Below are 22,273 nucleotides of genomic sequence, written 5' to 3'. Positions count from 1 at the left end.
AGAACCCCCCGAGCTGGAAGGCGCCGAGGGGGTCAAAGGGGCGCAGCCCCTTGAAGGGAGGACGGGAAGGGTAGGGGCGGCGGGGGCCGAAAACCGCGCAAAACCCCCACCCGCACAACCGAACGTTGACGCCAAGTTCACCACATGCCCCTGACAACAATCCCACCCCAAGCGCACAGTGAACGGCGGGGCAGGCCCCGTACCACCCACGCCCCGGCACCCCCCGCACCGCCCCGACGACAAGAAAGGGCACCGCATGACACCCCCGCCGCTCACCCGCCGCAGACTCCTCGGCTCCGCCGCCGCCACCCTGGGCGGCGCCACCGCCCTCACCCTTCTCCCCCCGAGCGTCCAGAAGGCCGTCGCCGCCGGCCCCCCGAAGCACGGCTCCCTCCGCGACATCGAGCACGTCGTCATGCTGATGCAGGAGAACCGGTCCTTCGACCACTACTTCGGCACCCTGAGCGGCGTCCGCGGCTTCCACGACCCGCACGCCCTCAAGCTGGACACCGGCCGCTCCGTCTTCTTCCAGCCCGACGCCCAGAACCCGCGCGGCTATCTGCTCCCGTTCCACCTCGACACCCACTCCTCCAGCGCCCAGGCCATCCCCTCCACCAGCCACGCCTGGTCCGTGCAGCACGACGCCTGGAACGGCGGCAAGATGGACCGGTGGCTCCCGGCCCACCGCAAGGCCGACGGCGTCAACGGCCCGTACGTGATGGGCTACTACACGCGCGAGGACATCCCCTTCCAGTTCGCCCTCGCCGAGACGTTCACCGTCTGCGACAACTACTTCTGCTCGGTCTTCGGCCCCACCTGGCCCAACCGCCTGTACTGGATGACCGGCACCATCGACCCCGGCGGCACACAGGGCGGCCCGGTCCTCACCAACAAGGCGCCGATGCCGTACCGCTGGACGACGTACGCCGAACGGCTCCAGGCGGCCGGGGTGAGCTGGAAGGTGTACCAGGAGGACGACGACTACGGCTGCAACATGCTGGAGCAGTTCGCCACGTTCAAGAACGCCGAACCCGGCTCCGACCTCTACGAGCGCGGCATGCGGCCGCAGCCCGCGGGCACCTTCGAGGACGACGCCCGGGGCGACCGCCTCCCGGCCGTCTCCTGGATCATCCCGACCAGCTACCAGTCCGAGCACCCGGACTATCTGCCCGCCGCGGGCGCCGACTTCGTCGCCTCCAAGATCGAGGCGATCGCGTCCAACCCGAAGGTGTGGCGCAAGACGGCGTTCATCCTCAACTACGACGAGAACGATGGCCTGTTCGACCACGTGCCGCCGCCCGTCCCGCCCGAGGGCACGAAGGACGAGTTCGTGCAGGGACTGCCCATCGGCGGCGGCTTCCGGGTGCCGGCCATCGTCATCTCGCCCTGGACGGTGGGCGGCTGGGTCTCCTCCGAGGCGTTCGACCACACCTCCGCGCTCCAGTTCCTGGAGCGGTTCACCGGGGTGGCGGAGCCGAACATCAGCGACTGGCGCCGGGACACCTTCGGCGACCTCACCTCCGCGTTCCGCTTCCACTCCGCCCACCGGCACGTGCCCCGGCTGCCCGACGACACCGCCGAGCAGTTGGAGAAGGCGAAGGAGGAGGTGGCGACGCTGCCGGAGCCGACGCTCCCGGGCGCCGACCAGTCCTACCCGCCCCAGGAGCGGGGCCGTCGCCCGCACGTATGAGCGACACCGGGGCCGTACGGTTCCGGTCGTACGGCCCCGGTGCCGGAGCGGGCGGTGTGTGGCTCACAACGCGTGCGCCACGAACCGCGCCGCCGTCTCGGCGAGGACCGCGCGGCCGTCCCGCGCCCACAGGTCCTCGTTGAACAGCTCGACCTCGATCGGCCCGGTGTACCCGGCCGCCTCCACGTACCCCTTCCACTCCCGCAGGTCGACCGCCCCGTCGCCGAGCTGCCCGCGCCCGTTGAGGACGCCCTCGGGCAGCGGCACGGTCCAGTCGGCGAGCTGGAAGGTGTGGATGCGGCCCGCCGCCCCCGCACGGGCGATCCCCGCCGGGGCCGCGTCGTCCCACCACAGGTGGTACGTGTCCAGGGTGACGCCCACCTGGTCGGCCGGGAAGCGTTCCGCCAGGTCCAGGGCCTGCGCCAGCGTGGACACCACGCACCGGTCGGCGGCGAACATCGGGTGCAGCGGCTCGATCGCGAGCCGTACGCCCCGCTCGGCGGCGTACGGGGCCAGCTCGCCGAGCGCGTCGGCGATCCGCTCCCGCGCCCCGCGCAGATCCTTCGAACCGGCGGGGAGCCCGCCGGACACCAGCACCAGCGTGTCGGTGCCGAGCGCGGCGGCCTCGTCGACCGCCCGCCGGTTGTCGGCCAGCGCGGCCGCCCGCGCGGCCGGCTCGACGGCGGTGAGGAAGCCGCCGCGGCACAGCGTCGTCACCGACAGCCCGGCCCCCCGCACCAGCTTGGCGGCCGCGTCGACGCCGTAGGCCTGCACCGGCTCCCGCCACAGGCCGACCCCGGGCACGCCCAACTCAACGCAGGCGTCGGCGAGTTCCGGCAGGGATAGCTGCTTGACGGTCATCTGGTTGATGCTGAAGCGCGTGAGACGCGTGGGGTCGGGATCCGTCACTGGTTCACTCCGTAGAGCGCGAGCAGGGTTCGCATCCGCTCCTCCGCCAGCTTCGGGTCGGGGAACAGGCCCAGACCGTCGGCCAGTTCGTAGGCGCGGGCGAGATGCGGCAGGGAACGGGCCGACTGAAGACCGCCGACCATCGCGAAGTGGCTCTGGTGCCCGGCCAGCCAGGCCAGGAACACCACGCCCGTCTTGTAGAAGCGGGTGGGCGCCCGGAAGAGGTGGCGGGAGAGGGCCACGGTCGGGTCGAGCAGGGCGCGGAAGCCCGCCGCGTCCCCGGTGTCCAGCACCCGTACCGCCTGTGCCGCCAGCGGGCCCAGCGGGTCGAAGATGCCGAGCAGGGCGTGGCTAAAGCCCTGTGCGTCGCCCGCGATCAGCTCGGGGTAGTGGAAGTCGTCGCCGGTGTAGCAGCGCACCCCGTCCGGCAGGCGCTGGCGCAGATCGACCTCGCGCCCGGCGTCGAGCAGCGAGACCTTGATGCCGTCGACCTTGTCCGGGTGGGCGGCGATGACCTCCAGGAAGGTGCCGGTGGCCGTGTCCAGGTCGGCGGAGCCCCAGTAGCCCTCCAGGGCGGGGTCGAACATGGGGCCGAGCCAGTGCAGGATCACCGGCTCGGCGGCCTGGCGCAGCAGGTGGCCGTAGACCTCCAGGTAGTCCTCGGGCCCCTTCGCGGTGGCGGCGAGCGCGCGCGAGGCCATCAGGATCGCCTGTGCGCCCGACTCCTCGACGAGCGCGAGCTGCTCCTCGTACGCCGCCCGGATCGCGGGCAGGGAACCGGCGGTGGTGAGCTGGTCGGTGCCGACCCCGCAGGCGATGCGGCCGCCCACCGCCCGTGCCTCGGCGGCGCTGCGGCGGATCAGCTCGGCGGCACCGGCCCAGTCCAGGCCCATGCCGCGCTGCGCGGTGTCCATCGCCTCGGCAACCCCGAGGCCGTGCGCCCACAGATGGCGGCGGAAGGCGAGGGTGGCGTCCCAGTCGACGGCGGCGGGGGAGTCGGGGGTCACGTCGGCGTACGGATCGGCGACGACGTGCGCCGCCGAGAAGACCGTACGGGAGGTGAAGGGCGTGCCGGCGGTGACGGCGAGCGGCTCGCGGCGGGGCTCGTAGGTCCGCGACGTGCCGTCGGCGGCGGGGAGTCGGATGCTCACAGCGCGATCTCCGGGACCTCGATGCGGCGGCCCTCGGCCGAGGACTTCAGCCCCAGCTCGGCGAGCTGGACGCCGCGGGCGCCGGCCAGCAGGTCCCAGTGGTAGGGGGCGTCGGCGTAGACGTGCTTGAGGAACAGCTCCCACTGGGCCTTGAAGCCGTTGTCGAACTCGCCGTTGTCCGGGACCTCCTGCCACTGGTCGCGGAAGACCTCGGTGGCCGGGACGTCCGGGTTCCAGACCGGCTTGGGGGTCGCGGAGCGGTGCTGCGCACGGCAGTTGCGCAGGCCCGCCACGGCCGAGCCCTCCGTCCCGTCGACCTGGAACTCGACCAACTCGTCGCGGTTGACGCGGACCGCCCAGGAGGAGTTGATCTGCGCGATCGCCCCGCCGTCGAGTTCGAAGATGCCGTACGCGGCGTCGTCGGCGGTGGCGTCGTAGGGCTTGCCGTTCTCGTCCCAGCGCTGCGGGACGTGCGTGGCGGTCAGCGCCTGGACGGAGGTGACGCGGCCGAACAGTTCGTGCAGCACGTACTCCCAGTGCGGGAACATGTCGACGACGATGCCGCCGCCGTCCTGTGCGCGGTAGTTCCACGAGGGGCGCTGGGCCTCCTGCCAGTCGCCCTCGAACACCCAGTAGCCGAACTCGCCGCGCACGGACAGGATCCGGCCGAAGAAGCCGCCGTCGATCAGCCGCTTCAGCTTCCGCAGCCCGGGCAGGAACAGCTTGTCCTGCACGACCCCGTGCTTGACGCCGGCCGCGTGCGCGAGACGGGCCAGCTCCAGGGCGCCGGCCAGGCCGGTGGCGGTGGGCTTCTCGGTGTAGAGGTGCTTGCCCGCGGCGATCGCCTTCTTCAGCGCCTCCTCGCGGGCGGAGGTGACCTGGGCGTCGAAGTAGATCTCGACCGAGTCGTCGGCGAGGACCGCGTCGAGGTCGGTCGAGTAGTGCTCCAGGCCGTGCCGCTCGGCCAGCGCGCGCAGTGCGTGCTCCCGGCGCCCGACGAGGACGGGCTCCGGCCACAGCACGGTGCCGTCGCCGAGATCGAGGCCGCCCTGCGCGCTCAGCGCCAGCAGGGAGCGGACGAGGTGCTGTCGGTGGCCCATGCGTCCAGTGACGCCGTTCATGGCGATCCGCACCGTCTTGCGTGTCACGTCATTCCCTCCGTACGCGTCCGGCGCCGCGTACGCCCACAGGTGAGCGTGACAGCAAGCGCTTTCTATCACGGGAGACGCTAGCCTCAGTGCGGCGGATCGGACAAGACCGCGAGAGCGGATGGGACAACACCGCCGGAGACGATGCCGACGACGACGACGGCGAAGAACAGACGCGCGACCGGAGGACGACGACGATGACGGTGACCCTGGCGGACGTGGCGGCGCGCGCGCAGGTCTCGCCCGCGACCGTGTCGCGTGTGCTGAACGGCAACTACCCGGTGGCCGCCTCCACCCGGGAGCGCGTGCTGCGGGCGGTGGACGAGCTCGACTATGTCCTCAACGGCCCCGCCAGCTCCCTCGCGGCGGCCACCTCCGACCTGGTCGGCATCCTGGTCAACGACATCGCCGACCCCTTCTTCGGCATCATGGCCGGCGCCGTCCAGTCGGAGATCGGCGGCCCCGGCGGCCGGGCAGGGGGTGAACGGCTCGCGGTGGTCTGCAACACCGGCGGCTCCCCGGAGCGCGAGCTGACGTACCTCACGCTGCTCCAGCGGCAGCGGGCGGCGGCGGTGGTGCTCACCGGCGGGGCGGTGGAGACGCCCAGCCACCGGGAAGCGGTTTCCGCGAAGCTGCGGAAACTGGCGGCGGCCGGCACCCGGGTGGTGCTGTGCGGCAGACCCCCGGCGCCGGAGGCCATCGCGCTCACCTTCGACAACCGGGGCGGCGGACGCAGGCTCACCGAACACCTGATCGGCCTCGGTCACCGGCGCACCGGGTACATCGCCGGCCCCGAGGAGCGCACCACCACCCGGCACCGCCTGGAGGGCCACCGCGAGGCGCTCGCCGCCGCCGGGCTCGCGGACGACCCCCGGCTCACCGTCCACGGCCGCTACGACCGCCGGTCCGGCTACGAGGCCACGCTCGAACTGCTGCGCAGGGAGCCGGGGCTGACCGCGATCGTCGCCGCCAACGACACGGTCGCCCTCGGCGCGTGCGCCGCGCTGCGCGACTCGGGGCTGCGCATCCCGGACGACGTGTCCGTGGCCGGCTTCGACGACCTGCCGTTCTCCATCGACGCGGTCCCGGCCCTGACGACGGTACGGCTCCCGCTGGCCGAGGCGGGCGCCCGCGCGGGCCGCATCGCGATGGGCAGGGAGGAACCGCCGCCGGGGGACATCGCGGTGGTGCGCGGGGAACTGATGGTGCGGGGGTCGACGGCGGCGCCGAAGGGCTGACCCGGCGCCCGACCGGACCCCGCCCGGTACCCGCCCTGGCGCCCTGCTCGGCACCCGCCCGATGGTGCCGAAAAAAATCTTGTGCACCCGTGCAACCGTCGGCCCCCGTGGACGGTCGTACTTGGCATCAGGACCACTGGGGGGAGGATCTGGGGGGATCCGCGGGGGTTCTGACATGGGGAGGCGCGAGGGGCCCGGTCGACGACCGGGCCCCTCCGAGCGTGTGCTGAAGAAGGCACGACCTGGCCTAGAAGAACACCCCGCACCGCAGCAGCACGTTCGCGTACGGGCGGGCCTCGCCGGTGCGCACCACGAGGCGGGCGCCCGCCGACAACTCCTTCAGGCGTACGTGCGGGACGAGTTCGAGCGCGCTGAAACGGTCCCGCAGGACGTCCGCCGCCGCCGGGTTGGCCGTGCGGACCTCCTCCGCCGCGACCGCGCCCTCGACCACCAGCTCCTCAAGGAGCCCGTCGAGCACCTCGGTGAACGCCGGGACGCCCGCGCGGAACGCCAGGTCCACCACGCGGGGGCCGGGCGGGATCGGCATGCCGACGTCGCACACCAGTACGCCGTCCCCGTGGCCCAGTTCGGCCAGGGCGCCGGCGAGATGGCGGTTGAGTATCCCGGTCCGCTTCACAGCGCCGCGACCTCCTCCGCCGTCGGGAACGACGCCTGCGCGCCCGCCCGTGTCACCGCCGCCGCGCCCACCCGGGCCGCGTACGCCGCCGCCTCCGCCAGGGACGCGCCCGCCCCCAGCCGCCAGGCCAGCGCGGCGGTGAACGCGTCGCCCGCGCCCGTCGTGTCGACGGCGTCCACTGTCACCGACGGCACCCGCACCGGGGCGCCCGTGCCGTCGGCGACCACCGCGCCCGCCGCGCCGAGCGTCACCACGACCGAGCGCGGCCCCCGCGCCAGCAGCGCGGCCGCCCACTCCTCGGGCGTGCCGCCCAGCCCGTCGCCCGCGACGACCCGCGCTTCGTGCTCGTTGACGATCAGCGGATCGCACGCCGCGAGCACCTCGTCCGGCAGCGCCCGCGGCGGCGAGGGGTTCAGCACGAAGCGGGTGCCGTCCGGCAGGTTCCGTACGACCTCCACGACCGTCTCCAGCGGGATCTCCAGCTGCGCCGAGACGGCCCGGGAGGCGTGCAGCAGACCGCCGGCGGCGCGGACGTCCTCCGGGGTCAGCCGGGCGTTGGCGCCGGGGGAGACCACGATGCTGTTGTCCCCGGAGGGGTCCACCGTGATCAGCGCGACCCCGGTGGGCGCCCCGCCGACCAGCACGCCCACCGTGTCCACGCCGGACGCCCGCTGCGAGTCCAGCAGCAGCCGCCCGTGCCCGTCGTCGCCGACCCGCGCCAGCAGTGCCGTACGGGCGCCGAGCCGGGCGGCGGCGACGGCCTGGTTGGCGCCCTTGCCGCCCGGGTGGACGGCGAGGTCCGAGCCGAGGACGGTCTCCCCGGCGGCGGGCCGCCGCTCGACCCCGATCACCAGATCGGCGTTGGCCGATCCCACGACCAGCAGGTCGTAGTCGTACATGAATCGTCTCCCTGTAGGGGCTCTGTAGGAGGCCTGCCACTTCGGCGTCAGTCGGCGGGCCCGGCTCGCGTCAGCCGGTGAACCCGGCGACGTTCTCCTTCGTGACCACCTTCACCGGCACCTTCACCGTCGCGTCGACCTTCTTGCCGTCGATCGCCCGCAGCGCGTTGTCCACCGCGATCCTCCCGAGCTGGGACGGCTGCTGCGCCACGGACGCGTACAGCGTGCCGTCCTTCACCGCCTTCAGCCCGTCCGGCGTGCCGTCGAAGCCGACCACGGCCACCGACTTGCCCGCCTTCGAACCCAGCGCCTTGATCGCGCCGAGCGCCATCTCGTCGTTGGCCGCGATCACGCCCTGCACGTCCGGGTGGGCCTGGAGCAGGTTGGACATCACGTCGAGCCCCTTGGTGCGGTCGAAGTCCGCGGGCTGCTCGGCGAGGACCTTGATGCCGGGGTAGGCCTTGAGCCCCTGGGCGAAGCCCTCGGCGCGCTCCCGGGCGGCGGAGGTGCCCGCCTGGCCCTGGAGGATCACGATCTTTCCGGTCCCGCCGAGCTCTTCGGCGACCGTCTTCGCGGCGAGCCTGCCACCGGCGACGTTGTCCGAGGCGACGAGCGTCTTTGTCTTCGCCTTGTTGACGCCGCGGTCGACGGCGACGACGGGGATGTCGGCCTTGTCGGCGGCGCGTACGGACGGTCCCGCCGCGTCCGAGTCGACCGGGTTGACGATGATCGCCCCGTAACTCGAACTGGTGAAGTTCTGCAACTGGTTGGCCTGCTGGGAGGCGTCGTTCTGCGCGTCCGTGACGGTCAGGTCCACGCCCCGCTTCTTCGCCTCCGCCTGCGCACCCGACCGGATCTGCACGAAGAACGGGTTGTTCAGCGTGGACAGCGACAGCCCCATCTTCGGGTTGGCGGAGGAGGAACCGCCGTGCAGGAAGGAGGTCGCGCCCACGACCGCCACCGTGACCACGGCCGCGAGGACGTACGTCGCCGCCTGCTTCCCCCTCCCGCCCGGCGCCCCGGCGCCCGCGGCCGGCGTGCTCGCCCCCGCCTTGCGCCGGGCGGTGTCCAGCAGCACGGCAAGGGCGATGACGACACCGATGACGACCTGCTGCCAGAACGCGGACACCGACAGCAGGTTGAGGCCGTTGCGCAGCACCGCCAGGATCAGCGCGCCGATCAGCGTCCCCGACGCCTTGCCGGTGCCGCCCGCGAGGGAGGCGCCGCCGATGACGACGGCCGCGATCGCGTCCAGCTCGTACCCGTCGGCGGCCTGCGGCTGCGCCGAGGAGAGCCGGGCGGCCAGCACGATGCCCGCGGCGGCGGCGAACAGCCCGGAGAGCGCGTAGATCGCGAGCTTCTGCTTCTTCACCCGCAGCCCGGAAAGCCGGGCCGCCTCCTCGTTGCCGCCGATCGCGTACATGGAACGGCCGATGTACGTCCGGCCCAGGATCAGCGCGGCGACGAGGCCGAGCACCACCATGACCAGCACCGGCACCGGCAGCCAGCCGCCCAGGGTGTCGCCGAGGTGCGAGACCGAGGCGGGGAACGCGATCGGGGAGCCGCCGGAGACGACCAGCGACAGACCGCGGCCCACCGACAGCATGGCGAGCGTCGCGATGAACGGCGGCAGCTTGCCGTACGCGATGAGGAAACCGTTCACCAGCCCGGCCGCCACGCCGGTCGCCACCGCCAGGACGACGGCGAGCACCACCGGCACCCCGTGGGAGGTCGCGGACCAGGCGAGCACGGTCGCCGACAGCGCGGCCACCGAGCCGACCGACAGGTCGATGCCCGCCGAGACGATGACGAAGGTGACGCCGAAGGCGAGGATCGCGGTCACGGCGGCCTGGACGCCGACGTTGAGCAGGTTGTCCGTGGTCAGGAAGTCGCCGGACAGCGCCGACATGGCGATGACCAGGACGATCAGCGCGGTCAGGGCGCCGTTGTCGAGGAGCAGCCGGCGCAGGCCGGCCGTGGTGCCGCCGCTGCGCGCGCCCGGCTCGCTCAGATGCGTGTCAGTGGCCACGGGAGGCCTCCGTTCCGTCCGTTCCGTTGGTGTGCGTGCTGACGGCGAGGGCCATCACGGCGTCCTGGGTGGCCTGTTCGGCGGTGAGTTCACCGGCGACCCGTCCCTGCGCCATCACCACCACCCGGTCGCTCATGCCGAGCACCTCCGGCAGATCGCTGGAGATCATCAGCACGGCGGCACCGGCGGCCGTCAGTTCGTTGATGAGCTGGTAGATCTCGACCTTGGCGCCGACGTCGATACCGCGCGTCGGCTCGTCGAGGATCAGCACCTTGGTGTGCGCCAGCAGCCACTTGCCGATGACGACCTTCTGCTGGTTGCCGCCGGAGAGCGTGCGCACGTGCTGGCCGAGCCCGGCCATCCGCACACCGAGCTGTCCCGCGACCTCGGCGGCGGCGGCCCGCTGCGCCTTGCGGTCGACCAGTCCGGCGTGGGTCGCCGCCCGCATGGTGACCAGGCCGAGGTTCTCCTCCACCGAGGCGTCCAGCACGAGCCCCTGGCCCTTGCGGTCCTCGGGCACGAGCCCGATCCCGGCCGCCATGGCGGCGTTCACGTCGTGCCGGCGCAGCGGCGCGCCCGCGACACGCACGGCACCGGCGTCGTACGGATCGGCCCCGAACACCGCCCGGACCACCTCCGTCCGCCCGGCCCCGACGAGCCCCGCGATGCCGACGACCTCACCGGCCCGCACCTCGAACCCCACGTCGTGGAAGACCCCGTCGCGGGTCAGCCCCTCCACCGTGAGCAACGCCTCGCCGGTGTCGGTGCGTTCACGCGGGTACTGCTGTTCGATCGACCGCCCGACCATCAGCCGGACCAGCTCGTCCTCGGGCGTGGTCGCGGGCACCTGGCCGACGCTGCGGCCGTCCCGGATGACGGTGACCCGGTCGCCGAGGGCGGCGATCTCCTCCAGGTGGTGGGTGATGAACACGATCCCGACGCCGTCCTCGCGCAGCCGCCGCACGATGGCGAACAGCTTCTCGACCTCCTCGGAGGTCAGCACGGCGGTCGGCTCGTCCATGATCAGGACGCGCGCGTCGAGGCTGAGCGCCTTGGCGATCTCCACCATCTGGAGCCGCGCGATGCCGAGTTCGCGCACCCGGGCGCGGGGCGGGACGTCCAGCCCGACGCGCTTGAGCAGCACCTCGGCGTCCGCGTCCATCCGCTTGCGGTCGATCATCCCGAACCGGCGCGGCTGCCGCCCCAGGAAGATGTTCTCGGCGACCGTCAGATCGGGGACGAGGTTGAACTCCTGGTAGATGGTGGCGATTCCGAGCCGCTCGGAGTCCTGCGCACCGTGGACGCGCACCTCCTCGCCGTCGACCACGATCCGCCCGGCGTCGGGCGTGTAGGCACCGGAGAGCATCTTGATCAGCGTGCTCTTGCCGGCGCCGTTCTCGCCGAGGAGCACATGCACCTCGCCCCGGCGCAGGTCGAAGTCGACGCTGTCGAGCGCGACCACGCCGGGGAAGGTCTTGCGGATGCCCTCGATGCGCAGCAACTCGTCCGGACTGCGGCTGCTCACGGCGTACTCCTTCGTACGGGGGAGGGGGACAGGTCGGAGGCGGGGGACGGCGGGGGCTCGCCGCACGAGCGGCGCACGACGAGCCGGGCCGGGAGGGTGACCGACTGCGGGGGCCGCCCCTCGATGCGGTCGACGAGCGCGCGCACGGCGGCCCGCCCGAGTGCGCCCGTCGGCTGGGCGATCGCCGTGACCGGCGGATCGGTGTGCACGAACCACGGGATGTCGTCGAACGCGGCGAGCGCGAGGTCGCCGGGCAGCCGCAGCCGCCGCTCCCGTACGGCGTCCAGCGCGCCGAGCGCCATCAGGTTGTCGGCGGCGAACACGGCCTCGGGCGGTTCGTCCAGGTCGAGGAAGCGCTCGGTGGCCCGGCGGCCGCTGGCGGCCTGGAAGTCGCCCTGGCCGATGTAGGCGTCCGGCAGGCGCAGCCCGTGCTCCGCGAGCGCGTCCCGGAACGCGCTCACGCGCTCCCGGCCGGTCGTGGTGGCCGCCGGACCCGCGATGATCGCGAGCCGGCGGTGCCCGAGCCGGTACAGATGGGCGACGAGTTCGCGTACGGCCGCCCGCCCGTCGGACCGTACGACGGGCACGTCGAGCCCCGCGATCCAGCGGTCCACGAAGACCATCGGGGTGCCGGCCCGGACCGCGTCCAGCATCAGCGGGGAGCCGCCGTCGGTCGGCGAGACCAGCAGGCCGTCGATGCGCCGGTCCAGCAGGGTCCGTACGTGGTGGTCCTGGAGGTCGGGCCGCTCGTCGGCGTTGCCGATGATCACGCTGTAGCCGAGCGCGCGGGCCTCCTCCTCGACGGAGCGGGCCAGCTCGGTGAAGTACGGGTTCATGACGTCGCTGATGACCAGGCCGAGGGTGCGGGTCTGGTCGGTGCGCAGCGACCGGGCGACGGCGTTGGGGCGGTAGCCCAGCGCGTCGACGGCCGTCAGCACCCGTGTGCGGGCGGCCGCGCTGACCGACGGATGGCCGTTGAGGACGCGCGAGACCGTCGCGACGGACACGCCCGCCTCGGCGGCAACGTCCTTGATGCTCGCCATCGCCGTTCCACCTCCTCGTGGAATCGATTACATGGAGGATTGGAATCGATTACACGGGCGGCTGACAAGAGGGTGCGGGGCGGCCGAAACGGAATCGTGACCGGACGCCGGGGCAGTGTCACACCCCGCCGGTACCGTCGGATCATGCCCAACCAGTCCGCAGGCGCTCCTGGTGAACGGCGGCTCGCCGTGCTCGAAGGCGTGCTGGAGCGCGTCACGTACGCCAACGAGGAGAACGGCTACACCGTCGCCCGCGTCGACACCGGCAGAGGCGCCGGCGACCTGCTGACCGTCGTCGGCGCGCTGCTCGGCGCGCAGGTGGGGGAGTCGCTGCGGATGGAGGGCCGCTGGGGCTCGCACCCGCAGTACGGCAAGCAGTTCCTCGTCGAGAACTACACGACGGTCCTGCCGGCCACCGTCCAGGGCATCCGGCGCTACCTCGGCTCAGGGCTGGTCAAGGGCATCGGACCGGTCTTCGCCGACCGCATCACCCAGCACTTCGGCGTGGACACCCTCACCATCATCGAGGAGGAGCCGAAGCGGCTCATCGAGGTGCCGGGGCTCGGCCCCAAGCGGACGAGGAAGATCGCCGACGCCTGGGAAGAGCAGAAGGCGATCAAGGAGGTCATGCTCTTCCTCCAGACCGTCGAGGTGTCGACGTCGATCGCGGTCCGCATCTACAAGAAGTACGGCGACGCCTCGATCTCCGTGGTGAAGAACCAGCCCTACCGGCTCGCCGCCGACGTCTGGGGCATCGGCTTCCTCACCGCCGACAGGATCGCCCAGTCCGTCGGCATCCCGCACGACAGCCCGGAGCGGGTGAAGGCCGGGTTGCAGTACGCGCTGTCCCAGGCCACCGACCAGGGGCACTGCTACCTCCCCGAGGAGAAGCTGATCGCCGACGCGGTCAAGCTGCTCCAGGTGGACACCGGGCTCGTCATCGAGTGCCTGGCCGCGCTCGCCGCCGAGCCGGAGAACCCGGAGGACGACCCCGGCGTCGTCCGCGAGAAGGTCCCCGACCCCGAGGGCGGCGACCCCGTCACCGCCGTCTACCTGGTGCCGTTCCACCGCGCCGAACTCTCCCTGGCGGGCCAGACGCTGCGGCTGCTGCGCGCCGACGAGGACCGCATGCCCGCCTTCGCGGACGTCGCCTGGGACAAGGCGCTCGGCTGGCTGAAGGGGCGCACGGGGGTCGAACTCGCGCCCGAACAGGAGGCCGCCGTCAAGCTGGCGCTGACGCAGAAGGTCGCCGTGCTGACCGGCGGGCCCGGCTGCGGCAAGTCGTTCACCGTCCGCTCGATCGTGGAGCTGGCCCGGGCGAAGAAGGCGAAGGTGGTGCTCGCCGCGCCCACCGGGCGGGCCGCCAAGCGGCTCGCCGAGCTGACCGGCGCCGAGGCGTCCACCGTGCACCGGCTGCTCGAACTCAAGCCCGGCGGCGACGCGGCCTACGACCGGGAACGGCCGCTCGACGCCGACCTGGTCGTCGTCGACGAGGCGTCCATGCTGGATCTGCTGCTCGCCAACAAGCTGGTCAAGGCCGTGCCGCCGGGCGCCCATCTGCTCTTCGTCGGGGACGTCGACCAGTTGCCGAGCGTGGGCGCCGGCGAGGTGCTCCGGGACCTGCTGGCGCCCGGAAGTCCCGTGCCCGCCGTGCGGCTCACCCGGGTCTTCCGGCAGGCCCAGCAGTCCGGCGTGGTGACCAACGCGCACCGGATCAACGCCGGTCAGCACCCCGTCACCGACGGCATGAAGGACTTCTTCCTCTTCGTCGAGGACGACACCGAGGAGGCCGGGCGGCTCACGGTCGACGTCGCCGCCCGCCGCATCCCGGCGAGGTTCGGGCTCGACCCCCGGCGGGACGTGCAGGTGCTCGCGCCCATGCACCGGGGGCCGGCCGGCGCGGGCGCGCTCAACGGACTGCTCCAGCAGGCCGTCACCCCGGGCCGCCCCGACGTGCCCGAGAAGCGGTTCGGCGGCCGGGTCTTCCGCGTCGGCGACAAGGTCACCCAGATCCGCAACAACTACGACAAGGGCGAGAACGGCGTCTTCAACGGCACCGTCGGCGTCGTCACCTCCCTCGACCCGGTCGAACAGCGGCTGACGGTACTGACCGACGAGGACGAGGAGGTGCCGTACGACTTCGACGAGCTGGACGAACTGGCGCACGCCTACGCCGTCACCATCCACCGCTCCCAGGGCAGCGAGTACCCGGCGGTCGTCATCCCGGTGACCACCGGCGCCTGGATGATGCTCCAGCGCAATTTGCTCTACACGGCGGTCACCCGGGCCAAGCGGCTGGTCGTCCTCGTCGGCTCCCGCAAGGCCATCGGCCAGGCGGTGCGCACGGTCTCGGCGGGCCGCCGCTGCACGGCGCTGGACTTCCGGCTCGCCGGATCCCGCCTTCCGGACAGAAATGATCGATCAAATGAGTCGCGAAGGTCACAGAGCACTTCCGGAACCGGGGTGAAGGCGGCAGGATGAGCAGGTTGGCGGCACTCAGTGCCGCCAATGAGCCCAACGGCCGACCCCGAGTGCACGCTTCTGCGCCGAATGGGGGATGGTAGAGACAGTCAGGGCACCTCGAAGATGAGGCACTACGTCGGGTGAGGGAAGACGTGAGCGACAACTCTGTAGTACTGCGGTTCGGCGACGGCGAATACACCTACCCGGTGGTCGACAGCACCGTCGGCGACAAGGGCTTCGACATCGGCAAGCTCCGCGCCCAGACGGGTCTGGTGACCCTGGACAGCGGCTACGGCAACACCGCCGCCTACAAATCCGCCGTCACCTATCTCGACGGCGAGCAGGGCATCCTCCGCTACCGCGGCTACCCGATCGAGCAGCTGGCCGAGCGGTCGACCTTCCTGGAGGTCGCCTACCTGCTCATCAACGGTGAGCTGCCGACCGTCGACCAGCTCTCCTCGTTCAAGACCGAGATCACCCAGCACACGCTGCTGCACGAGGACGTCAAGAACTTCTACAAGGGCTTCCCGCGCGACGCCCACCCGATGGCCATGCTGTCCTCGGTGGTCTCCGCGCTGTCCACGTTCTACCAGGACAGCCACAACCCCTTCGACGAGAAGCAGCGCGACCTCTCCACGATCCGCCTGCTCGCCAAGCTCCCGACGATCGCGGCGTACGCGTACAAGAAGTCGATCGGTCACCCGTTCGTCTACCCGCGCAACGACCTCGGCTACGTCGAGAACTTCCTGCGCATGACCTTCTCGGTGCCGGCCCAGGAGTACGACCTCGACCCGGTCGTCGTCTCCGCGCTGGACAAGCTGCTCATCCTGCACGCGGACCACGAGCAGAACTGCTCCACCTCCACCGTGCGTCTGGTCGGCTCCTCGCAGGCGAACATGTTCGCCTCGATCTCCGCCGGCATCTCCGCGCTCTGGGGCCCGCTGCACGGCGGCGCCAACCAGTCGGTCCTGGAGATGCTCACGGGCATCCAGGAGTCCGGCGGCGACGTCGACACCTTCATCCGCAAGGTGAAGAACAAGGAGGACGGCGTCCGCCTGATGGGCTTCGGCCATCGGGTCTACAAGAACTTCGACCCTCGCGCCAAGATCATCAAGGCCGCCGCGCACGACGTGCTCTCCGCCCTCGGCAAGTCCGACGAGCTGCTCGACATCGCGCTCAAGCTGGAGGAGCACGCGCTCTCCGACGACTACTTCACCGAGCGCAAGCTCTACCCGAACGTCGACTTCTACACCGGCCTGATCTACCGCGCCATGGGCTTCCCGACCGAGATGTTCACGGTCCTCTTCGCCCTCGGCCGCCTCCCCGGCTGGATCGCCCAGTGGACCGAAATGATCAAGGAGCCGGGCTCCCGCATCGGCCGCCCGCGCCAGATCTACACGGGCGTGGTGGAGCGGGACTTCGTGCCGGTGGAGGAGCGCTGACCCCTTAAGGGGCGCGGGGAACTGCGCAAAACGGAGCGAAGCTCCGTAGGGGGGTCCGGGGGCACAGCCCCCGGGGACGGGAAGGGTAGGGGCGGCGGGGGCGAAAAACTCCACCAGCCACTACCCGCCCCCGGTAGCACGCGCAGGCACGCACGCACACCCGCCCGCAAACGACAGAAGGCGCCCTGGTACACCGGTCCCCCCACGGGCCGGCGACCAGGGCGCCTTCCCGTGTCCCGGTACGGATTCCCCCCACGGGATCCGGCCGGGCGCCTAGAGGACAGCGCCTGAATCGCTGTGAGCACAACGAGCAGAACCCGCCGTGCCGCATCGCCGCGGCCTGCGCCGCGACTGTTGTTGCTGCCTGCCGGGACGCGCACGCGCGGGAGGGCCGCTCAAAGCTCCCCGGTGTACGTGCCCCGGCAACGCTTCCTCCGGCTCTCGACCGACCACGGGCCTGCCTCGAGCAGAAGGCACCTCTTTCCGGGAACGTCCCCCAAGACATCCCCAGATGTCAGTCGCGCCCCCCAAGACGCTTCTGACATCGCCAACTTAGACCCACGAACCCCTTCGATGGTTACATTCACATCACTGTGATCTGCGTCTCTTGCATATGTCCCGAAGGTGCGCAAGTGCCTCGATATGGCGATCGAGACCCCAGCGTAAGGAAGATGCGCGAGCCTTGTGAAGAGCTTATGTGAGGCACGCTCCTGACTCTAGGGGGTCTCTTACCTCGTCATCAGAAGAATGCTCATCGTAATAATGCGATGCCGTAGGCCTTCGGCTCAGGAGAACGACCGCAACCGCAGGCTGTTGGTCACCACGAACACCGACGAGAACGCCATCGCGGCGCCCGCGATCATCGGGTTCAGCAGCCCCGCCGCGGCCAGCGGCAGCGCGGCCACGTTGTAGCCGAACGCCCAGACCAGGTTCCCCTTGATCGTGGCGAGCGTCCGCCGGGAGAGCCGGATCGCGTCCGCCGCCACCCGCAGATCGCCCCGTACGAGCGTGAGGTCGCCGGCCTCGATCGCGGCGTCCGTGCCGGTGCCCATGGCGAGGCCCAGATCGGCGGTGGCCAGCGCCGCCGCGTCGTTGACGCCGTCGCCGACCATGGCGACCGTACGGCCCTCGCCCTGGAGCCGCCGTACCTCGGCGACCTTGTCCTCGGGCAGCACCTCGGCGATCACCTCGTCGATGCCGACGCTCCGCGCCACCGCCTCGGCGACCGCCCGGTTGTCCCCCGTCAGCAGTACCGGCGTCAGCCCCAGCGCGCGCAGCCGCCGTACGGCCTCGGCGCTGGTCTCCTTGACCGCGTCGGCCACCGTCAGTACCCCGGCCGCCGTGCCGTCGAGCGCGACCACCACGGCCGTGCGCCCCTCGGCCTCCGCCGCCGTACGCGCCCGTACCAGTTCCTCGGGAAGCGTGGCCGTGGCCTCGGCGAGCCGGCCCACCGTCACCTCGCGCCCCGCCACGCGCCCGCGCACGCCGCGCCCGGGCACGTTCTCGAAGTGCTCGACGGCGGGGAGGGCGAAGTGCTCGACGGTGGGCAGGGCGCCCGCCTCGTCCCGCGCGCCGGTGGTGTGCGCCGTGCGGAGGCGTTCCCGGGCGCCCGCGGCGATCGCGCGCGCCACCGGATGCTCCGATGCGTCCTCCAGCGCGCCCGCGAGCCGCAGCAGCTCCCGCTCGTCCGTCCCGTCCGCCGCGTAGACGTCGTGGAGCGTCATGTGGCCGGTGGTCACCGTGCCGGTCTTGTCCAGCACGACCGTGTCCACCCGGCGGGTCGACTCCAGCACCTCGGGGCCCTTGATCAGGATGCCGAGCTGGGCGCCCCGGCCGGTGCCGACCATCAGCGCGGTCGGCGTGGCCAGCCCCAGCGCGCACGGGCAGGCGATGATCAGCACGGCGACGGCCGCGGTGAACGCGGCCACCGTGTCGCCGGTGACGCCGAGCCAGACCCCGAACGTCCCCGCCGCGAGCAGCAGCACCACGGGCACGAAGATCCCCGAGATCCGGTCGGCCAGCCGCTGCACCTCCGCCTTGCCGCTCTGCGCGTCCTCCACCAGCCGCGCCATCCGCGCCAGCTGGGTGTCCGCGCCGACCCGGGTGGCCTCGACGACGAGCCGGCCCCCGGCGTTGACGGTGGCGCCGGTGACGGTCTCGCCCACGGCCACGTCCACCGGCACGGACTCGCCGGTCAGCATGGAGGCGTCGACGGCGGAGGCGCCCTCCACCACGGTCCCGTCGGTGGCGATCTTCTCGCCGGGCCGGACGACGAACCGGTCGCCGACGGCCAGTGCGCTCACCGGGACCCGCACCTCGCGGCCGTCCCGCAGTACGGCGACGTCCTTCGCGCCCAGCTCAAGCAGCGCCCGCAGCGCGGCGCCGGCCCGTCGCTTGGAGCGGGCCTCGAGGTAGCGGCCGAGGAGGATCAGGGCGATCACCCCGGCGGCCACCTCCAGGTAGATCGTCGATGCCCCGTCCGTCCGGGACACCGTCAGCTCGAAGCCGTGCCGCATGCCGGGCATCCCGGCGTCGCCCCAGAACAGCGCCCACAGCGACCAGCCGAAGGCGGCGAGCGTGCCGAGCGAGACGAGCGTGTCCATGGTGGCCGCGCCGTGCCGGGCATTGGTGTACGCGGCCCGGTGGAACGGCAGCCCGCCCCAGACCACGACGGGCGCGGCGAGCGTCAGCGACAGCCACTGCCAGTTGTCGAACTGCCATGCGGGAACCATGGCGAGCAGCACGACCGGCACGGCCAGCAGCACGGAGGTGACGAGCCGCTGCCGCAGGGCGGCGAGCTCGGCGTCGGGTCCGGCGGACCCGGACCCCTCACCGCCGGCCGGCCCGGATCCCTCGACGCCACCGGGTCCGGTCCCCGGCGCCGACGGCTCGGGCGGCGGCGGAACCTTCTCCTCCGCCGTGTACCCGGTCTTGACCACCGTCGCGATCAGGTCGTCGACGGCGACCCCCCGGGGGTACGCCACCTTGGCCTTCTCGGTCGCGTAGTTGACCGTGGCGGTGACGCCTTCCATGCGGTTGAGCTTCTTCTCGACGCGGGCCGCGCAGGAGGCGCAGGTCATCCCGCCGATGAGCAGCTCGACCTCGGCGCGGGACGGGTCGTCGTCCGGCGCCGGGGTGCCGAGGGCGGGCCCGGAGGCCGTGGTGCTGCTGGTCATGGCGTATCCGGTTTCGTTGCTCAGAGGGTGCCGACAAGCTCGAACCCGGCCTCGTCCACCGCGGCGCGGACGGCGGCCTCGTCGAGCGGGGCGGCGGAGACGACGGTGACCTCACCGGAGGAGGCGACGGCCTTCACCGAGCTGACCCCGGCCAGCTCCGAGATCTCACTGCCTACGGCGCCCTCGCAGTGCCCGCAGCTCATGCCGCTCACCTTGTAGACGGTGGTGACGCCGTTCTGCGTGTCGTTGGTGGAAGTCATGCGGGTACTCCTCGGTGCTGTGCGTCGGTACGTATGGGGCCTACGGTACGCAGACTATACCCCTAGGGGGTATCAGGCAAAGGTCCCGCCGCACCGGCGCGGGCCGACGGGTGCCCCGGGGCGGCATCCGGAGCGCTTCGGCATCCGATGTGCCCGGCATCCGAGGAGCCCGGCCGCCACCCGAAGTACTGGTCGGCCCGCGCCCCCTGCTGGTTCCGCCGGTCCGCCGACCGCTGTCCGGTCCGGCCGACCGCTACCCGTTCCGCCGGCCGCGGTTGCCGGGCCGGGCGGCGACCCAGGCGCGGACGGTGTCCGCGTACCAGTACGGTTTCCCGCCCTCCACGTGGTCGGGCGGGGGCAGCAGCCCGTGCTTGCGGTAGGAGCGCACGGTGTCCGGCTGCACCTTGATGTGTGCGGCGATCTCCTTGTACGACCAGAGCCGGCTTTCGGTCATCGGTTACCTCCCCGCGAGCGCGCGGCGGCGGCCCGGGGCGGGCCGGCGGGGGAGCCGGGCGCTGCGCTTTGGTGATCACGCATCCTGTGCGGGGTGAACGACGCAGGGTGACGACGGGCAAGGCGCTGTCGCGGTGCTGGGACGAACGGCTCGCGTTCCCGTGACGCCCGTAACCGAACCGATGCGTTCGTGGCCTTACGGACACCATGACGTCGACACGTCGTCCGAATGTCCGGACAAAGGATTGACATGACTCGCGCGCCCCGGCTAGACCTGTGTCCAGCCGGGGGCGAGGGGGCCGCCGGGGCGAACCGCTGTGAGGACCTTCATGAGCCGCACGACGACCGGAACCGGCAGCGCCGACGGGCTGCACCTCCCGCACGGCAGCACCGCCCGCGGCCCGTACGCCCTCGACATCGACCCCGGGCGGGCCGGCTGGACCCACAGCAGCCTGCGCATCGTCGCACTGGAACCGGGGGGTACGCACACGTTCGACTCCGGCGACAGCGAGTGGCTCGTGGTGCCGCTGAACGGCGCCTGTACGGTCACCGCCGGGGACGACGTCCTCCCACTCGACGGACGGCCCGACGTGTTCGCCTCCGTCACCGACTTCGCGTACGTACCCCGCGACACCCACACCCAGATCGCCTCCGGCGCGGGAGGCCGCTTCGCCCTGGCAGGAGCGAAGTGCGAGCGCCGACTCCCCGCCCGCTACGGCCCCGCGCCGGAGGTACCCGTCGAGGACCGGGGCAGCGGCGACTGCGCCCGCCGCGTACGCAACTTCGCCGCCGCGGGCACCTTCGACTGCGACACGCTCATCGCCGTGGAGGTCGTCACCCCCGGCGGCAACTGGTCCTCGTACCCGCCGCACAAGCACGACGAGAACCGTCCGGGCGAGGAGACAGAGCTGGAGGAGATCTACTACTTCGAGATCGAGGGCACGGGCGGCTTCGGCTACCAGCGCGTGTCGCCGTCACGGGAGGGCGGCGCCGACGTGCTCGCCGAGGTCCGCACCGGCGACACGGTCCTCGTGCCCGACGGCTGGCACGGCCCGTCCATCTCCCAGCCGGGCCACGACATGTACTACCTCAACGTCATGGCGGGCCCTGGCGAACGCGAGTGGCGCATCCGGTTCCACCCGGACCACACGGAGGGGTACCGGTGACGTCCCTCCCCGGCGCCCCGCCCGCTCGTCCGCCGGTCCGTCAGCTCGCTGCCTTCACCGCGTCCGTGAGGTCGCCGACCTGCGCGGCGGGCGGGGCGGCTATGTCCTTGGTGGCACCGAACTTGTCGAAGTCCATGGTGACCTTCATGGTGCCGAACCGCTGCGTCATGCGCACCGGGAGGTCCTTGGCGCCCACCCAGACGTCCATGGTCATGCTGGAGGAGCCACCGGTCATCGAGCCGAAGAGGTTGTCCTCGTTGGCGTAGGCGTCCTTGAACCTGCCCATGCCCTTCTGGTCGATCACGGCCCGGTAGTGGGTCGTGGACGTGCCGTCGACCTTCTCCCTGCCCAGGTCCTCGACGTCGTCGGCGTACTTCAGGCTCTTCATGGACGCCGACGGGCTGGCCCCGCCGCCCGCCGAGTTGAGCGCGTCGGCGCCCGACTCGCCGAACACGGCCGAGGTGTCGATCTTCATCCACTCCTTGCCCGCCAGGGGGCCGGAGGGCTGCGGGTCGACGTCGTAGTAGTACGCGCCGTCCACCAACAGCGTCCTCACCGTCGGAGAGTCCGTGAGCGGCTCCATGTGGACCGCCTTGGTGTCCATCTCGATGTCGAACGCGTAACCGTCGCCCCAGGAGTACGTGCCGTCCGCGGCGATCGGCTTGCCCGAGCCCAGGGTGGTGGTCATCCGCACCTCGGCGGAGCCCAGCTGCTCGGTGCGGTCGGTGGCGCGGGACAGCGCCGCCATGATCATGTCCGTCTTGTCCACGGCCTTGTCGACGGCGTCGGACGCCGTCTTCGTACCGCCCGAGCCGCACGCGGTCGTGACGACCATGGCGGCCGCCGTCATCCCCACCCAGACCGCCGTGTACCTCAGCTTCATGAGTCCCCACCCGTAGCCGTGATTCTGTGATTCTTCTGTGCGCGGCAGCCTACCGACCCCCACTGACAGCGCCCCGGACAGCCCGGGCCGACCTGGCCTGACGCCACCGCACCCGGCCCGTGTCCCCGCGTGCGTCCCCTCCGTGTACCGCGTCCGTGGTA

The 22,273-nt window shown here is 71.9% G+C and carries 17 protein-coding genes; 5 read left to right on the top strand and 12 right to left on the bottom strand.

Features of this window, described 5'->3' with window-relative positions; translation table 11 throughout:
- Nucleotides 1-256 precede the first annotated feature (256 nt).
- Nucleotides 257-1,690: an alkaline phosphatase family protein gene (locus OIE12_RS11570; protein ID WP_329134429.1), complete on the top strand. Its 1,434-nt coding sequence runs from the start codon at nt 257-259 to the stop codon at nt 1,688-1,690.
- Between the two features lie 63 nt (nt 1,691-1,753).
- Here OIE12_RS11570 and OIE12_RS11565 read toward each other — a convergent pair whose 3' ends face one another.
- From OIE12_RS11565 to OIE12_RS11555, 3 genes are read right to left on the bottom strand one after another with little or no spacing between them, the layout of a single operon-like run.
- Nucleotides 1,754-2,551, bottom strand: a complete 798-nt coding sequence (locus OIE12_RS11565) for a sugar phosphate isomerase/epimerase family protein (RefSeq protein ID WP_329141865.1) — start codon at nt 2,549-2,551, stop codon at nt 1,754-1,756.
- Nucleotides 2,552-2,595: 44 nt separating this feature from the next.
- Nucleotides 2,596-3,750, bottom strand: a complete 1,155-nt coding sequence (locus OIE12_RS11560; RefSeq protein ID WP_329134427.1) for a dihydrodipicolinate synthase family protein — start codon at nt 3,748-3,750, stop codon at nt 2,596-2,598.
- Nucleotides 3,747-4,898: a Gfo/Idh/MocA family protein gene (locus tag OIE12_RS11555; protein ID WP_329134426.1), complete on the bottom strand. Its 1,152-nt coding sequence runs from the start codon at nt 4,896-4,898 to the stop codon at nt 3,747-3,749. Before OIE12_RS11555 ends, OIE12_RS11560 begins: the two co-directional genes overlap by 4 nt.
- 197 nt (nt 4,899-5,095) lie before the next feature.
- On the opposite strand from OIE12_RS11555, the gene OIE12_RS11550 reads away from it, so the two are divergent.
- Nucleotides 5,096-6,136 carry a LacI family DNA-binding transcriptional regulator gene (locus tag OIE12_RS11550; RefSeq protein ID WP_329134424.1) on the top strand — a complete coding sequence of 347 codons (1,041 nt, stop codon included), beginning with the start codon at nt 5,096-5,098 and terminating at the stop codon, nt 6,134-6,136.
- A 247-nt stretch (nt 6,137-6,383) separates the two neighbouring features.
- Here the strand turns inward: OIE12_RS11550 and rbsD are convergent, their stop codons facing one another.
- The 5 genes from rbsD to OIE12_RS11525 all read right to left on the bottom strand — a co-directional run bounded on the left by rbsD (nt 6,384) and on the right by OIE12_RS11525 (nt 12,269).
- Nucleotides 6,384-6,773: a D-ribose pyranase gene (gene rbsD, locus OIE12_RS11545; protein ID WP_329134422.1), complete on the bottom strand. Its 390-nt coding sequence runs from the start codon at nt 6,771-6,773 to the stop codon at nt 6,384-6,386.
- The gene (locus tag OIE12_RS11540) at nt 6,770-7,672 is read right to left on the bottom strand and encodes a ribokinase (protein WP_329134420.1); all 903 of its coding nucleotides are present in this window, start codon (nt 7,670-7,672) and stop codon (nt 6,770-6,772) included. Before OIE12_RS11540 ends, rbsD begins: the two co-directional genes overlap by 4 nt.
- A 70-nt stretch (nt 7,673-7,742) precedes the next feature.
- Nucleotides 7,743-9,701 carry an ABC transporter permease/substrate-binding protein gene (locus OIE12_RS11535; RefSeq protein ID WP_329134418.1) on the bottom strand — a complete coding sequence of 653 codons (1,959 nt, stop codon included), beginning with the start codon at nt 9,699-9,701 and terminating at the stop codon, nt 7,743-7,745.
- The gene (locus OIE12_RS11530; protein ID WP_329134416.1) at nt 9,691-11,226 is read right to left on the bottom strand and encodes a sugar ABC transporter ATP-binding protein; all 1,536 of its coding nucleotides are present in this window, start codon (nt 11,224-11,226) and stop codon (nt 9,691-9,693) included. The genes OIE12_RS11535 and OIE12_RS11530 overlap by 11 nt, the downstream gene beginning before the upstream one ends.
- Nucleotides 11,223-12,269, bottom strand: a complete 1,047-nt coding sequence (locus OIE12_RS11525; RefSeq protein WP_329134413.1) for a LacI family DNA-binding transcriptional regulator — start codon at nt 12,267-12,269, stop codon at nt 11,223-11,225. Before OIE12_RS11525 ends, OIE12_RS11530 begins: the two co-directional genes overlap by 4 nt.
- 144 nt (nt 12,270-12,413) lie before the next feature.
- Here OIE12_RS11525 and recD2 point away from each other — a divergent pair, with 144 nt between their 5' ends.
- Together recD2 and OIE12_RS11515 are read left to right on the top strand one after the other, a co-directional pair.
- The gene (gene recD2 / locus OIE12_RS11520; RefSeq protein WP_329134411.1) at nt 12,414-14,750 is read left to right on the top strand and encodes an SF1B family DNA helicase RecD2; all 2,337 of its coding nucleotides are present in this window, start codon (nt 12,414-12,416) and stop codon (nt 14,748-14,750) included.
- Between the two features lie 134 nt (nt 14,751-14,884).
- Nucleotides 14,885-16,174, top strand: a complete 1,290-nt coding sequence (locus OIE12_RS11515) for a citrate synthase (RefSeq protein ID WP_329134409.1) — start codon at nt 14,885-14,887, stop codon at nt 16,172-16,174.
- A gap of 785 nt (nt 16,175-16,959) precedes the next feature.
- Here the strand turns inward: OIE12_RS11515 and OIE12_RS11510 are convergent.
- From OIE12_RS11510 to OIE12_RS11500, 3 genes are all read right to left on the bottom strand, one after another.
- A complete protein-coding gene (locus tag OIE12_RS11510; protein ID WP_329134407.1) occupies nt 16,960-19,350 on the bottom strand; it encodes a heavy metal translocating P-type ATPase in 2,391 nt (796 codons plus the stop codon).
- Nucleotides 19,351-19,370: 20 nt separating this feature from the next.
- Complete coding sequence (locus tag OIE12_RS11505; RefSeq protein ID WP_329134405.1) at nt 19,371-19,610, bottom strand: heavy-metal-associated domain-containing protein; 240 nt, start codon at nt 19,608-19,610, stop codon at nt 19,371-19,373.
- A 253-nt stretch (nt 19,611-19,863) separates the two neighbouring features.
- A complete protein-coding gene (locus OIE12_RS11500) occupies nt 19,864-20,064 on the bottom strand; it encodes a helix-turn-helix transcriptional regulator (protein WP_329134403.1) in 201 nt (66 codons plus the stop codon).
- A gap of 328 nt (nt 20,065-20,392) precedes the next feature.
- Here OIE12_RS11500 and iolB point away from each other — a divergent pair, with 328 nt between their 5' ends.
- Entirely contained in the window at nt 20,393-21,229 is an 837-nt protein-coding gene (iolB, locus tag OIE12_RS11495; RefSeq protein ID WP_329134401.1) for a 5-deoxy-glucuronate isomerase, read from the top strand.
- A gap of 40 nt (nt 21,230-21,269) precedes the next feature.
- Here the strand turns inward: iolB and OIE12_RS11490 are convergent, their stop codons facing one another.
- On the bottom strand, nt 21,270-22,112 hold the full coding sequence (locus OIE12_RS11490; RefSeq protein ID WP_329134399.1) for a hypothetical protein: 843 nt from the start codon (nt 22,110-22,112) through the stop codon (nt 21,270-21,272).
- Between the last annotated feature and the right edge of the window lie 161 nt (nt 22,113-22,273).

It is taken from the genome of Streptomyces sp. NBC_00670 (genome assembly GCF_036226765.1).
In the GTDB taxonomy this organism is placed as follows: domain Bacteria; phylum Actinomycetota; class Actinomycetes; order Streptomycetales; family Streptomycetaceae; genus Streptomyces.
Note: the sequence above shows the minus strand (reverse complement) of the source record. Positions and strands in the feature narration are given on the sequence as shown.